Annotated in this window: 12 protein-coding genes; 7 read left to right on the top strand and 5 right to left on the bottom strand. The window is 61.4% G+C overall.

The genetic code is table 11. The annotated features are described in order from the left end of the window. Positions 1-166: 166 nt before the first annotated feature. The 4 genes from ACE04F_RS24905 to ACE04F_RS24890 all read right to left on the bottom strand — a co-directional run bounded on the left by ACE04F_RS24905 (position 167) and on the right by ACE04F_RS24890 (position 5,477). Complete coding sequence (locus ACE04F_RS24905; protein ID WP_486110344.1) at positions 167-1,510, bottom strand: imelysin family protein; 1,344 nt, start codon at positions 1,508-1,510, stop codon at positions 167-169. Positions 1,511-1,655: 145 nt separating this feature from the next. Then, positions 1,656-3,707, bottom strand: coding sequence for a putative bifunctional diguanylate cyclase/phosphodiesterase (locus ACE04F_RS24900; protein ID WP_486110343.1), 2,052 nt, complete (start codon positions 3,705-3,707; stop codon positions 1,656-1,658). A gap of 396 nt (positions 3,708-4,103) precedes the next feature. Then, the gene (locus tag ACE04F_RS24895) at positions 4,104-4,700 is read right to left on the bottom strand and encodes a superoxide dismutase (RefSeq protein ID WP_007918933.1); all 597 of its coding nucleotides are present in this window, start codon (positions 4,698-4,700) and stop codon (positions 4,104-4,106) included. Between the two features lie 174 nt (positions 4,701-4,874). Further along, the gene (locus tag ACE04F_RS24890) at positions 4,875-5,477 is read right to left on the bottom strand and encodes a LysE/ArgO family amino acid transporter (protein WP_434653449.1); all 603 of its coding nucleotides are present in this window, start codon (positions 5,475-5,477) and stop codon (positions 4,875-4,877) included. Between the two features lie 92 nt (positions 5,478-5,569). Between ACE04F_RS24890 and ACE04F_RS24885 the strand changes: the two genes are divergently transcribed. The 4 genes from ACE04F_RS24885 (at position 5,570) to ACE04F_RS24870 (ending at position 9,481) form a co-directional block, all read left to right on the top strand. Beyond that, positions 5,570-6,469, top strand: coding sequence for a LysR family transcriptional regulator ArgP (locus ACE04F_RS24885; RefSeq protein WP_486110380.1), 900 nt, complete (start codon positions 5,570-5,572; stop codon positions 6,467-6,469). 55 nt (positions 6,470-6,524) lie between these two features. Next, positions 6,525-7,517 carry an NAD-dependent epimerase/dehydratase family protein gene (locus ACE04F_RS24880; RefSeq protein WP_486110342.1) on the top strand — a complete coding sequence of 331 codons (993 nt, stop codon included), beginning with the start codon at positions 6,525-6,527 and terminating at the stop codon, positions 7,515-7,517. A gap of 107 nt (positions 7,518-7,624) precedes the next feature. Then, positions 7,625-8,506 carry an ATPase gene (locus ACE04F_RS24875; RefSeq protein WP_486110341.1) on the top strand — a complete coding sequence of 294 codons (882 nt, stop codon included), beginning with the start codon at positions 7,625-7,627 and terminating at the stop codon, positions 8,504-8,506. Positions 8,507-8,638: 132 nt separating this feature from the next. Then, a complete protein-coding gene (locus ACE04F_RS24870) occupies positions 8,639-9,481 on the top strand; it encodes a cache domain-containing protein (protein WP_486110340.1) in 843 nt (280 codons plus the stop codon). 101 nt (positions 9,482-9,582) lie between these two features. On the opposite strand, the gene rapA is transcribed toward ACE04F_RS24870, so the two are convergent. Further along, a complete protein-coding gene (gene rapA / locus ACE04F_RS24865) occupies positions 9,583-12,429 on the bottom strand; it encodes an RNA polymerase-associated protein RapA (RefSeq protein WP_486110339.1) in 2,847 nt (948 codons plus the stop codon). Positions 12,430-12,677: 248 nt separating this feature from the next. On the opposite strand from rapA, the gene ACE04F_RS24860 reads away from it, so the two are divergent. The 3 genes from ACE04F_RS24860 (at position 12,678) to ccoM (ending at position 13,530) form a co-directional block, all read left to right on the top strand. Next, positions 12,678-13,019 (top strand): aspartate-semialdehyde dehydrogenase, encoded by a 342-nt coding sequence (locus ACE04F_RS24860; RefSeq protein WP_434569549.1) that lies wholly within the window; start codon positions 12,678-12,680, stop codon positions 13,017-13,019. Between the two features lie 88 nt (positions 13,020-13,107). Then, positions 13,108-13,269, top strand: a complete 162-nt coding sequence (locus ACE04F_RS24855) for a hypothetical protein (RefSeq protein WP_434569548.1) — start codon at positions 13,108-13,110, stop codon at positions 13,267-13,269. Positions 13,270-13,413: 144 nt separating this feature from the next. Further along, complete coding sequence (gene ccoM / locus ACE04F_RS24850; protein WP_030139315.1) at positions 13,414-13,530, top strand: cytochrome c oxidase subunit CcoM; 117 nt, start codon at positions 13,414-13,416, stop codon at positions 13,528-13,530. Positions 13,531-13,636: the final 106 nt, after the last annotated feature.

The raw sequence follows: 13,636 nt of genomic DNA, 5'->3' as shown, positions 1-13,636 counted from the left end.
GAGCTGCGCAGCAGCTCCTTTTATTCAACTGACACGCCGCAGGGGGCCGCTTCGCGACCCAGCGGGAGCAAGCTCCCTCGCCACGGGGGTCTCCTTCATCCTGAACTGGCGGGCAACAGACAAAAAAGGCGACCCGAAGGTCGCCTTTTCAGTCAGCGGGCGTTGATCAGAACTCGTGATCAGCGCTGTCCGGGTTCAGGTCGCTGATACCCAGCTTGCCCGCAGCCTGTTCGATCGAGCCGGTCTGCTTGACCAGAGCGGCAATGGCGTCGCGCACGATCTGGTTGCCCGCGGTGTTGCCGGCGGCGATGAGTTGGTCGTAGTGCTCACCCTTGTTGGCGTGATCGACCATGACCTGGATTTTGGCTTCGGTGTCGGCCAGCTCGGCCTTGAGGGTGGTGTCGGCGGCCGGGTCGGCCTTGGCCACCAGGGAGGACAGGCTCGCGCCGGTCATCTTGCTGCCGTCGACGCGGGTGTATTCGCCCAGGTACACGTTACGCACACCCTTGGCATCGTAGAAATGCGAGTAGTGGGTGTTGTCGCTGAAGCAATCCTGTTCGTCTTCTGGCGAGTTGGCTTCCAGGGAGACTTTCATGCGCTCGCCCGCCAGTTCACCCAGGGACAGGCTGCCCATGCCGAACAGCATCTTGCGCAGACCGGTTTCGGCCGGTTCGGCTTCCAGCGTGGCGCGGTAGTTGTCGGCGACGTTCGGCTTCCAGTTGCCGACCATTTCCTGCAAGTCGTTCACCAGCAGCTGGGTCACGGACTTGAGGTAGGCGCGCCGACGGTCGTTGTGGCCGCCAGTGGCGCCGGCGCCTTCCAGGTAGTCCGAAGCCGGGCGATTGCCGGCACCCGGGCCGGTGCCGTTGAGGTCCTGGCCCCACAGCAGGAATTCGATGGCGTGGTAGCCGGTGGCAACGTTGGCCTCGGAACCACCCAGCTCGTTCAGGCTGGCGAGTTTTTCCGGGGTGATGTCTTTGACGTCGACCTTGTCTTCGCCGACCTGCACTTCGGTGTTGGCGATGATGTTGGCGGTAGCGCCCGGGTTGCCCAGGGCATGCTCGTAGGATTTGTCGACGTAGTCGATCAGGCCTTCGTCCAGGGGCCATGCGTTCACTTGGCCTTCCCAGTCGTCGATGATGGTATTGCCGAAGCGGAACACTTCGCTCTGCAGGTAAGGTACGCGCGCCGCAACCCAGGCAGCCTTGGCGGCTTTCAGGGTGTCGGCGTTGGGCTTGGCGAGGAAGGCGTCGACGGCGGTCTGCAGGGTTTTCGCGGTGGATTCGGCATCGCTGTACACGGCGTAGACGATGTCGGCGTAGTGCGCGACAACGGCCTTGCCAGCGGCTTCGTCGATCTTGCCAGTGGCAGCGGGGGCAGCCGGTGCCGCAGTGCTGGCGGCCGGCGTTGGCGCTTGCGGCGCGGCCGCCTTGTCTTTGCCTTCGCCGCAACCGGCGAGGGAAATAGCGATGGCCAACAGACTGGCGGTAGCCAGAGGCATACGAATCATGGCGAACATCCTGCTTCGGTGATGAATGGGACAGGCGCGAGGGCGCGCAAAACTGCGACATAATGCGAAAGATTTGCATTATATGTAAAGAGCTGCGGCGGTAATATTTCTAGCGTAGGCAGCCCGCGGAGAAGGGGGGAAACAGTCAGATGATCGAGGCGTTGATGCGCTCGGCTTGCTTCAGGTAGTTACCCAGCTCCCGCGCCGGCAACGGTTTGCTGTAGTAGTAGCCCTGACCTTCATGGCAGCCCTCGGCAATGATGTAGGCTTCCTGCTCGATCGTTTCGACGCCTTCGGCGATCACCTGCATGCCCAGGCTCTTGCCGAGCTGGATGATGGCGCGAACGATCGTCGCATCGTCTTCGTCATCGAGCAGGTCCTGGACGAAACTCTTGTCGATCTTGATCTTGTCCAGCGGCAGGCTCTTGAGGTAACTCAAGGACGAATAGCCGGTGCCGAAGTCGTCGATGGCGATCAGCGCGCCGGAACGGCGCAGGCTCAACAGATGCTGGGCGGCCGTGGTGATGTCTTCCATCAGGCCGGTCTCGGTGACCTCCAGTTCCAGGCTGCGCGGGGGCAAGCGGTACATCTGCAGGAAATTGCTTACCACCCTGGGCAGTTCGGCGTGGTGCAGTTGCACCGTCGACAGGTTGACGGCCATGCGCAGGTCGACAAAACCTTGGTCGTGCCATTCGCGCAACTGTTTGCAGGCCTGGTCCAGCACCCATTCGCCGATGGCGATGATGGTGCCGTTCTGTTCCGCCAAGGGAATGAACAGGTCGGGCGGCACGAGGCCGTGCTCGGGGTGATGCCAGCGGATCAGCGCTTCGGTGCCGACCACCCGCAGGTCGCGGTAGCTGACCTGCGGCTGGTAGACCAGGCTGAACTGGTCGCGAGCCAACGCCTCGCGCAGGTCTTTTTCCAGTTCACGCCGGCGACGCATTTCGCTGTCGACGCTGGCGATATAGAACTGGTAGCGATTGCGCGAGCGCGTCTTGGCCAGGGTCATGGTCTGCTCGGCTTTTTGCAGGAGCTTCTCGGTGCTGTCGCCGTCCTCGGGGAACAGCGTGATACCGATGGTGGCCCGCAGGCGGATTCCCTGATCATCGAGAATGAAGGGTGCTTCCAGATCGTCGAGGATACTCTGGGCCAGTTCGGCGGCCTCGTAAGGCTGCTCGATATCGGCTTGCACCAGGGCGAACTGGTCGCCACCCAGCCGCGCCAGGGCGCCGAGGCGTCCACTGTGGGCGCGCAGCCGATCGGCCAGGGCCAGCAGCAACTGGTCGCCGGTCTGATAGCTGAACTGTTCGTTGATGCCCTTGAAGTCGTCCAGTCCCACACACAACACGGCCACGCGACGTTGCAGGCGCCCGGCGTCCACCAGGATCTTGTCCAGTTGTTGTTGCAACTGCTGGCGATTGGGCAGACCGGTGAGGAAGTCGTACTGGGCCATGCGCAGCAGGCTGTTTTCCGCTTCGTGGCGCAGGTGGGTGTTGCGCTCGATGGATTCGAGCAATTGGTTCGCGGTGTTGATCCACAGGCCGAGCTCGTTCTGCTCATGGCCCCGTAGCTGCGGGATCTTGTGCGCGCTGGGGCGATCGGGGTTGATTTCGGTCAGGTGCTGGATGATCCGCGACAACGGTTTGGTCAACAGCCAGTGATAAACCAGGTACAGCACCAGGCCCATGGCCAGGGCCCGGAGCATTCCGGAAATGAAAATGATCACCGAGGCGACGATGAAGCCCTGGCCATAGGTGGCGGTGTCAAGAGTGATGCTCAGGTCGCCGTAATATTCACTATAAGGTCCGCGTCCTACCAACTGCGTGGTGAAGGTGCGTTCCTGGCCCAGGATCAGGTCGGTCAGCCAGCGGCTTTCGGAATGCTGCAGGGGCCGGCTCTTCTCGGCGAGCATGGTTTCGTGGGGGTGGCCGATGGAGGCCATGCGCACGGCCTCGTCCTGGAACAGGCCTTCGATCACCTGCATGCCCATTTCCCGGTCAAGGCTGTAGACCGCCTGGGTAGAAGGATCACGGAACATATCGAGGATGCGCTGGGCGTCGTCGGCGACGGCCCGATTGGTTTTGTAGGCGTCGAAAACGATCTGGGCGCAGCTCAAGACCACGCCAACGATCAATGCCGAAAGGAGCACGACCCGGAGCAACTTCACAGACAAGCTGTTCTTGAGTTCCAGCTTCAAAGAGGGATTCCTTGTTCCGTGCGGGTAGCGTCAAGTTGCCATGAGTATTGGCAATCCTGTGATGTCAGTCAAAGGGACAATCAAACACAAGGTTTTTCGCCTGAAACCTGGCCGTTATACGGTGTTTACAGAGTCTTTGCTCTACGACCATTGTTTCGGTTGAGGGGGGCTGCAACTTGAGGCCTGGCGGGATTATTTATCGGATTTCAGACGCGAGGTCATTTGCACGCTGCGAAGCTATTGTGGGAGCGAGCTTGCTGGCGATGAGCAAGGTACCGTCAACATCTCAGTGTCTGAACCACCGCTATCGCGAGCAAGCTCGCTCCCACAAAGTAAAACCGAAAAAAAAGCGCTTTCCCGTCTCCGGAAAAGCGCCGTTTTCATTGGCATCACAACTTACGCAGTAAAGGTCTTGCCTTCGAACTGCTCAGCCACGAACTTCCAGTTGACCAGGTTCCAGAACGCTTCGACGTACTTCGGACGAACGTTGCGGTAGTCGATGTAGTAGGCGTGTTCCCAGACGTCGCAGGTCAGCAGCGGAGTGTCGCCGCTGGTCAGCGGGTTGCCGGCGCCGATGGTGCTGGCCAGGGCCAGGGAGCCGTCGGCCTTTTTCACCAGCCAGCCCCAGCCGGAACCGAAGGTGCCGATGGACGTCTTGCTGAATTCTTCCTTGAACTTGTCGAACGAACCGAAGGCTGCGTTGATGGCTTCAGCCAGGGCGCCGGTTGGTTGACCGCCGGCATTTGGCGCCAGGCAGTTCCAGTAGAAAGTGTGGTTCCAGACCTGAGCGGCGTTGTTGAAGATACCGCCCGAGGAAGTCTTGACGATTTCTTCCAGGGTCTTGCCTTCGAACTCGGTGCCAGGCACCAGGTTGTTCAGGTTCACGACATAGGTGTTGTGGTGCTTGTCGTGGTGGTACTCGAGAGTCTCTTTGGAGATGTGCGGCTGCAGAGCATCGTGTGCATAGGGCAGCGGCGGCAATTCGAAAGCCATGGTGATTCTCCTAATCAGGTCAGTTGCGGTGAGCGCAAGGCCGATCACGGGCGGCCAGACTAGCGCCGGTGAGTTTGTACTCTTTGCGGCGCAGGAGTCGGATCATAGCACCGGGGGTGCGGCATAACCACGCAACAACTGTGTGGAATAGAGGTTCCAGAGCGGTTTGCAATATCAGCCCGAGACGATCAATTGCAGCGCCACGGTGAACATCATCAGCGCCACCAGCAGGTCCAGTATCCGCCAGGTACCGGGTCGGGCCAGCCAGGGAGCCAGCCATGCGGCGCCGATCGCCAGGGTCGAAAACCACAGCAGCGAGGCACTGGCCGCCCCCATGACGTAGGCGCCGGGCATGCTCTGCTGGGCGCCGAGGGAGCCGATCAGCAGCACGGTATCGAGATACACGTGGGGGTTGAGCAGCGTAACCGCGAGTGCGCTCAGCAGGACCGTTCCCAGTGAGCGCGCGGCCTGTTTTTCATCGCGTTGCAGGCTCTGTTTCGAACAGGCGCGGCGCAGCGCCTGGGTACCGTACCAGAGCAGAAACGCGGCGCCGCCCCAGCGTGCGATTGAAAGCAGCAACGGGCTTTGTGCCAATAGCGTCGCCAGACCGAACACTCCGGCGGCGACCAGCAACGCATCGCAGATGATGCACAAGGCGGCTACCGGCAAATGGTGCTCGCGGCGCAAGCTCTGGGCGAGCACGAAAGCGTTCTGCGTGCCAATGGCCATGATCAACCCGAGGGCGACCAGCAGCCCGTTTACATAACTTTGCCACATGACATCAATTCTCCAGCTGGATTTGCAATGCTGGCCATTCTCCGGTCCGGCGCGGTATAAGAAAAACCAATCTTGCTGATTGCTCATTAGGAATACTGATGTTCGATTACAAACTGCTGTCCGCCCTGGCGGCCATTGTCGAGCAGGCCGGCTTCGAGCGTGCCGCCCAGGTGCTGGGACTGTCGCAGTCGGCAATCTCCCAACGGATCAAGCTTTTGGAAGCGCGTGTCGGCCAGCCCGTGCTGGTGCGGGTCACGCCGCCGGTGCCCACCGAAATCGGCCGACGCTTGCTCAACCATGTGCAACAGGTTCGTTTGCTTGAGCGCGACCTGCAAAGCCTGGTACCGGCGCTGGATGAGGCCGGGTTGCCGGAGCGCCTGCGAATTGCCCTGAACGCCGACAGCCTGGCTACCTGGTGGGCCGGTGCGGTGGGCTCGTTCTGTGCCGAGCGGCAGTTGTTGCTGGACTTGGTGGTGGAAGACCAGAACGTCGGCCTCAAGCGCATGCGCGCCGGGGAGGTGGCGGCCTGCGTCTGCGCCAGCGAACGGCCGGTGGCCGGCGCCCGCAGCGTATTGCTCGGGGCCATGCGCTACCGGGCGCTTGCCAGCCCCGCGTTCATCGCCCGGCACTTCCCCGGCGGGGTGCGCGCCGATCAGTTGGCTCGCACACCGGCCCTGGTGTTCGGCCCGGATGATTTCCTCCAGCACCGCTACCTGGCTTCCCTCGGTATCGAGGGCGGTTTCGAGCACCATCTGTGCCCATCGTCCGAAGGCTTCATCCGTCTCGCCGAGGCGGGACTTGGCTGGGGACTGGTGCCGGAACTGCAAGTGCGCGAGCAACTGGCGCGGGGCGTGCTGGTGGAGTTGTTGCCTGACAAGCCGATTGATGTGCCGCTGTACTGGCATCATTGGCGTAATGGCGGACAGTTGCTCGGTCTGTTGACCGAGCAACTGATTCAGGCGTCCCGGCAGTGGCTGGTGCCGTTGGCCTGACTGACAGCGTCAGGATTAGACGAAGTATGCAAAACCCTAGCAATCGGAGCACTACATGAAGATTCTGGTCACCGGCGCAAGCGGCTTCATCGGCGGGCGCTTCGCGCGTTTCGCCCTTGAGCAGGGCCTGGATGTACGGGTCAATGGCCGCCGGGCCGAAAGCGTCGAGCATCTGGTGCGGCGTGGCGCCGAGTTCATCCAGGGCGACCTCAGCGAGCCGATGCTGGCCCTCGATCTGTGTCGCGATGTCGATGCCGTGGTGCATTGCGCCGGTTCGGTGGGGCTCTGGGGGCGCTATCAGGACTTTCACCAGGGCAACGTCCAGCTCACCGAAAACATCGTCGAGGCGTGCCTCAAGCAAAAGGTCCGGCGATTGGTGCACCTCTCCTCACCGTCGATCTATTTTGATGGCCGTGACCACTTGGGACTGACCGAAGAGCAGGTGCCCAAACGTTTCAAGCATCCCTACGCCGCCACCAAATACCTGGCCGAACAGAAAGTCTTCGGTGCCCAGGAGTTCGGCCTGGAGGTGTTGGCGCTGCGGCCGCGCTTCGTCACTGGTGCCGGTGACATGAGTATTTTTCCGCGCTTGCTCAAGATGCAGCGCAAGGGGCGGCTGGCGATTGTCGGCAACGGCTTGAACAAGGTCGATTTCACCAGCATGCAGAACCTCAACGAAGCACTGCTCAGCAGCCTGCTGGCCACCGGTTCGGCTTTAGGCAAGGCCTACAACATCAGTAACGGCGCGCCCGTTCCGTTGTGGGATGTAGTCAATTATGTGATGCGGCAGATGGAAGTCCCACAAGTCAGGCGTTACCGCTCCTACGGGCTGGCCTACAGCGTGGCGGCCATGAACGAAGGGTTCTGCGCATTATGGCCGGGGCGCCCGGAGCCGACGTTGTCGCGCCTTGGCATGCAGGTGATGAACAGGAATTTCACCCTGGACATCGGTCGGGCCCGGCATTATCTCGATTACGATCCGCAAGTCAGCCTGTGGGCCGCGCTCGATGAATTTTGCGCCTGGTGGCGCGTCCAATATGCCCGCTGATCGCCCCGTCATGAACCGAGTGCCCGGTTCGGGGTCAATGGGTGCGGTGGGCGAGGGGGTTATACTCGCCGCATCGAGTCACTACCGATTCCCCAAAGGTTGAACCCATGCCCACGCGTAACGATGCCAACGACGACTTCGACGATGTACCGAGCCTGCGGATGCGAGCGGACATTCCCGATGACGATGACTTCCTGACCAACCGTCAGCCCCACGTGCAAGCGCGTCCGGCGCCTGTTGCGGCGACCAGGGTCAAGGCACCGAGCACCGGGCCGTTGTGGGCATTGGTCGGTGCCTTGTTGTGCGCCCTGGCTTTCCTGGCGTGGTGGAGTTTCCAGCAGATTTCCCTGATGGAGCAGCAATTGGTCGCCACCCAGGAAAGCTTCGCGCGGATCAGTGAGGACGCGGCGGGTCGCCTGCAGGACATTTCCGGCAAGGTGGTGGCCGGGCAGTCCAACGTGATGAGCGACAGTGAAGCCTTGAAGCTGCAGATCAAGCAGTTGGACAACAAGCTGCAGGAGCAGGGCCGGCAATTCGACGGCAAGTTGATGGAACAGTACAAGCAACTGCAAGGCGCGTTCGGCCCGTCCGCCGACCTGGACAAGCAACTGGCCCAGATGATCGCCCAGGATTCCGAGCAGCAGAACGCCTACACCCAGTTGCAAGCGGCCAACACCCAGCTGCAGGCCCAGGTCAAGGCGTTGGCGGCCGAGGTCGCAACCTTGAAGAACCAGGGCGAGGGCGGCGCGCTGGACGCCCAGCTCAAGAGCATCGGTGCCGACATCACGGCCTTGAAAAGAGCCACCTCGAACTCGGCCATCGAGCGCCTGGAGCAGGACATGGTTGTGCTCAAGAGCCAGCAGGAGAACCGTTCGGGCGGCAATAACGCCGAGTTCGATGCCTTCCGCGGCCAGGTCACGCGCAACATCAATACTCTGCAGTCGCAGATCCAGTACCTGCAACAGCAACTGAGCAATCGGGCCCAGTAACGAGCCCTGTGGGAGCGAGCACGCTCGCTCCCACAGGTATTGCAGTTCGCCTGCAACCATCTCCTGAATACTCCTACATCACCCCACCCCGTCTACGCTCTTGGAACACCAACAAGAACGAGGGGCGTGCCCATGGGGTTTATTCGAAGGCTGGCCTGGCTGGCCGCAATGCTGGCGCTGGGGCTGAATCACGCACAGGCCGCTGCGCCGGATGACGGCCAGGCGGCCCGGGCGCTGTTGGAAAGGGCCTTGGCCTACTATCACGATTACGGCGACTATGCGTTCGCCGCCTTTAGCCGCCAGGGCGAATTCGTCGACAAGGACCGCTACGTGTTTGTGGTCGACACCCAAGGGGTAATGCTCGCCAGCGGCGGTCCATCGTCGGCGCTGATCGGGCGAGACGTGTCCGAGGTGTTGGGGCCGGATCTGCGCAAGGCGTTCAAGGATGCGTTGAAGACCCCGGAAGCCAGCGGCATCCAGCAGGCCGAGTATCGCTGGCAGAACTGGGCGGACGGCAAGGTCGAGCGCAAGCGTGTGTATTTCCAGCGGGTCGGCGAGCATATCCTCGCGGTTGGCTATTACTTGCCAAGGGCCTCTGCCGAACAGGCGAGGGCGCTACTGGACAAGGCTTCGGCGGACTTGCTGAAGAGTGAGAAAGCGACGCTGACGGCGATCAATTCCCTAAAGGGCGGTTACCTTCAGGACGACCTGTACGTCTTTGTCGTTGATCTCGATACCCGCCGTTATGTCGGTCATGGCACCAATCTGCGGTTGATCAATACCGATTTTGCCAAGGTCAAGGATCCGGCTGGCAAACCGGTGGGTGAGCCGATCCTGGCGATGATGGGCAAGCAGGATGCGGGGGAATATGAGTATCGCTGGAAGAATCCGGTCACGGGGAAGGTCGAGAACAAGCATGCCTATTTGAAGAAGGCTGGGCGTTTGTTGGTGGCTGTGGGGTATTACAGTCCTTGATTTATGGGTTTCTGGGGTTTTGGGTATATACCGTTGCTGCGGCTAGGCAGCCACTACCACAGCAACGGATATATGCGGCGATCAAAGTATTACAGCGGGAATCATCCCGCCACCAACACCCGAATCGCCTCCAGCCGCAACGCAGCCTTCTCCAGCATCGCCAACCCTTTCTCACGCTGCTGACGCAAAGCCTCCAGTTCGCTGTCGCGCACGGTAGGGTTCACCGCTTGCAAAGCGGTTAAACGGGCCAGTTCCTCGTCGGTGTCGGCCGCCAGACGGCGTTGCGCCTCGGCCACGCGTTCAGCGTGACGCGGGGCGATCTTCTCTTCGCCGGCGTTGATCCGTGGCGAGAGCTGGTCGCGCTGGGCCTGGATGAACTTGTTGGCGCTGGCGCGGGGCACGCTTTCGAGCTGGTCATTGAGGGTTTCGAACGACACCCGGCCCGCCAGGTCGTTGCCGTTGGCATCCAGCAGGCAGCGCAGGGCGGCCGGTGGCAGATAGCGGCCCAACTGCAGCGAGCGCGGGGCGACCACTTCGCTGACATAGAGCAGTTCCAGCAGCACGGTGCCAGGCTTGAGCGCCTTGTTCTTGATCAGCGCCACGGCGGTGTTGCCCATGGAGCCGGACAGCACCAGGTCCATGCCGCCTTGCACCATCGGGTGCTCCCAGGTGATGAATTGCATGTCTTCACGAGACAGCGCCTGGTTGCGGTCGTAGGTGATGGTCACGCCTTCGTCGTCGCCCAGGGGGAAACTGGCGTCGAGCATTTTTTCGCTCGGCTTGAGGATCAGTGCGTTATCGGAATGGTCCTCGCTGTCGATGCCGAAGGCGTCGAACAGGGTTTCCATATAGATCGGCAAGGCGAACTGGTCATCCTGCTCAAGGATAGCCTCCACCAACGCGTCGCCTTCGCCCGCGCCGCCGGAGTTGAGCTCCAGCAGACGGTCGCGACCGGTATGCAGCTCGGCCTCCAGGCGTTCGCGTTCGGCGCGCGCCGCGTCGATCAATGCCTGCCACTTGCCGTCGTCGGCTTCTTCCAGCAACGGCAGCAGGCGCGGGCCGAACTGATGTTGCAAGGCGTTGCCGGTCGGGCAGGTGTTGAGGAAAGCATTCAGTGCTTCGTGATACCACTGGAACAGCCGCGCCTGCGGGCTGGTTTCCAGGTACGGCACATGCAGCTCGATGGTGTGTTTCTGGCCGATCCGGTCCAGGCGGCCGATCCGCTGTTCCAAAAGGTCCGGGTGCGCCGGCAGGTCGAACAGCACCAGGTGATGGGCGAATTGGAAGTTACGACCCTCGCTGCCGATTTCCGAGCAGATCAGCACCTGGGCACCGAACTCTTCGTCGGCGAAGTAGGCCGCCGCGCGGTCGCGCTCAAGGATGTTCATGCCTTCATGGAACACCGTGGCCGGAATACCGGAGCGCACGCGCAAGGCGTCCTCCAGGTCCATCGCGGTTTCGGCGTGGGCGCAGATCACCAGGACCTTGGTGCGCTTGAGCATCTTCAACTGATCGATCAGCCATTCGACGCGCGGGTCGAATTTCCACCAGCGTTCTTCTTCGCTGGCTTCAGGCTGAGCCTGGAAGCTGACCTCCGGATACAGCTCGGCGTGATCGCCCAGCGGCAGTTCCAGGTATTCGTCAGGACACGGCAGCGGATAGGCGTGCAGCTTGCGCTCGGGGAAACCCTGGACCGCAGCGCGGGTGTTACGGAACAGCACGCGGCCGGTGCCGTGGCGGTCCAGCAGTTCGCGAACCAGGCGGGCGCTGGCTTCGATATCGCCATCGTTGACGGCGGTCAGCAGCGCTTCGCCTTCATTGCCCAGGAAACCATGGATGGTCTGGTGGGCCTCGGGCGACAAGCGTCCCTTGTCCAGCAGCTCCTGAACGGCTTCGGCCACCGGGCGATAGTTCTCGCTTTCGGCACGGAAGGCCTGCAGATCGTGGAAACGGTTCGGGTCCAGCAGGCGCAGGCGAGCGAAGTGGCTGTCCTGGCCCAGTTGTTCCGGGGTGGCGGTCAGCAGGAGCACGCCAGGGATGGTTTCGGCCAACTGTTCGACCAGCGCGTATTGCGGGCTGACGTGCTCTTCGTGCCACACCAGGTGGTGCGCTTCGTCGACCACCATCAGGTCCCAGCCGGCGGCGAACAGCGCGTCCTGGGCCTTTTCGTCCTCTACCAGCCATTCCAGCGCGACCAGCGCCAGTTGGGTGTCCTCGAACGGGTTGCTGGCATCACTTTCGATAAAACGTTCTTCGTCGAACAGCGCGACCTGCAGGTTGAAGCGCCGGCGCATCTCCACCAGCCACTGGTGCTGCAGGTTTTCCGGGACCAGGATCAGGATGCGACTGGCGCGCCCGGAAAGCAGTTGCCGATGGATGATCAAGCCGGCTTCGATGGTCTTGCCCAGGCCCACTTCGTCCGCCAGCAATACCCGTGGCGCAATGCGGTCGGCGACTTCGCGGGCGATATGCAACTGGTGAGCGATCGGTTGGGCACGCACGCCACCCAGGCCCCAGAGCGGCGACTGCAGTTGGCGGCTGGTGTGTTCCAGCGTGTGGTAGCGCAGGGAGAACCAGGCCAGCGGATCGATCTGTCCGGCGAACAGGCGATCGCTGGCCAGGCGGAACTGGATGAAGTTCGACAGTTGGGTTTCCGGCAGCGTGACGACTTCGTTCTGCCCGTTGAGGCCGTGGTAGACCAGCAGCCCGTCGACGTCATCGACTTCGCGCACGGTCATTTTCCAGCCTTCGAAATGAGTGATCACGTCGCCCGGCGAGAACCGCACGCGGGTGAGGGGCGCATTCCGTAGCGCGTACTGGCGAGTGTCGCCAGTGGCCGGATAGAGCACGGTCAACAAGCGGCCGTCCTGTGCCAGAACGGTGCCTAAACCCAGCTCGGCTTCGCTGTCACTGATCCAGCGTTGCCCCGGTTGATACTGCTGCGCCATGCTGCCTGACTCCCGCCGTGAAAAAGCCGGCTATCTTAACGGAATGAGTCGTCAGACCAAAGGATTTACGCACGCAACCAGCACTTGTGACGGCTTGCCGATCAACCGGCCCAACGGAACTTAAGCGTGTTCTGCGATCAAACAAGCTTGTGTCCTTGCCCCGCGTAATGCCAACCAGCTCACAAGTTTCAGACCAGCGGTTCAAGCTGTCCTCGCCGCCGCCGACAACCTGAAGACAGGAGACCTTTATGTTGCCACCCATGCTCCCCTTGAGCGCCGTACCCATCACCGCTCAGCAGGATCCGATCCGCCCGCGACCGGATATTCCTCCCGTGGTCCCGGTACAACAAAGCTCCAATGAAAGCACCATCGACCTGCAAAAGGGTGACCCGGAGGAGGCCGCTCTGTTGCTGCGCGAGGAACAGCGTCGCCAGCAGGAGCGCAACCGGCGCCGCCGTGAAGCCGACGAGGATCCCGAAGAGCATCTGGCCGTTCCGGGCACGGAACTGAACGCCGACAACACCGTGCCGGTCGTTCCGCTCGTCGAAGGCGAAGAGCGCCAGGGCCTGTGGGTCGATATCCAGATCTGAGGTCTCGTCGACGTCCCTGGCTGGTCAACGCAACCGGTAGCCCGCATCATGGGCACATCCGCCACTCACCGTACGATGTCGACACAGCATGAGCCAAGAAGACAAACTGATTGATCTCGGTGCAGAGCGCGCAAAGCGCGTTCACGACCTCAACGAAAAACGCCTCAATGAAGTCCGTCAGGCCTTCGAGCAGGCCATGCCCTTGGGCAAACCGAAGAAAAAATCGAAAAACAAACCGAAAAAGCGCTGAACCCCCTCGATCCATTGACATGGATCAGCTATCGCCCTTCCTTTGCGCTCCGTCGCGAGCGTTATTGACCCCGGTCAATTTTCTTCCAGGCCTGATTGGTTAACTTGATCCCATCGCAACAGGGACAAGACCAGGAGGCCAGTCATGTTTATCGATAATGTGGTGTTTGCCGGTGTGTTGACGGTCGGCCTCATGTTCGTGTTTTTCGCAGGGTTTGGATTATTCATCTGGAAAGACGCACACAAGCGCAAAAAGCCGTAAGTCTTTCCGGCGACAACGAGCACGCAAGGCATTTGGGCGACTTCGGTCGCCCTTTTTTTTGGGGCGAATTTCCAGACCCAACACAAAAACCACTGTGGGAGCGAGC

Source organism: Pseudomonas sp. AGC41, assembly GCF_057334555.1.
The sequence above is the reverse complement of the archived record's forward strand: the minus strand, read 5'-3'. Positions and strand labels throughout refer to the sequence as shown.

Coding starts and splice junctions, on each gene's coding strand:
- ACE04F_RS24905 (WP_486110344.1), bottom strand. CDS start 1,510: ATGATTCGTATGCCTCTGGCTACCGCCAGTCTGTTGGCCATCGCTATT.
- ACE04F_RS24895 (WP_007918933.1), bottom strand. CDS start 4,700: ATGGCTTTCGAATTGCCGCCGCTGCCCTATGCACACGATGCTCTGCAG.
- ACE04F_RS24890 (WP_434653449.1), bottom strand. CDS start 5,477: ATGTGGCAAAGTTATGTAAACGGGCTGCTGGTCGCCCTCGGGTTGATC.
- ACE04F_RS24880 (WP_486110342.1), top strand. CDS start 6,525: ATGAAGATTCTGGTCACCGGCGCAAGCGGCTTCATCGGCGGGCGCTTC.
- ACE04F_RS24875 (WP_486110341.1), top strand. CDS start 7,625: ATGCCCACGCGTAACGATGCCAACGACGACTTCGACGATGTACCGAGC.
- ACE04F_RS24870 (WP_486110340.1), top strand. CDS start 8,639: ATGGGGTTTATTCGAAGGCTGGCCTGGCTGGCCGCAATGCTGGCGCTG.
- rapA (WP_486110339.1), bottom strand. CDS start 12,429: ATGGCGCAGCAGTATCAACCGGGGCAACGCTGGATCAGTGACAGCGAA.
- ACE04F_RS24860 (WP_434569549.1), top strand. CDS start 12,678: ATGTTGCCACCCATGCTCCCCTTGAGCGCCGTACCCATCACCGCTCAG.
- ACE04F_RS24855 (WP_434569548.1), top strand. CDS start 13,108: ATGAGCCAAGAAGACAAACTGATTGATCTCGGTGCAGAGCGCGCAAAG.
- ccoM (WP_030139315.1), top strand. CDS start 13,414: ATGTTTATCGATAATGTGGTGTTTGCCGGTGTGTTGACGGTCGGCCTC.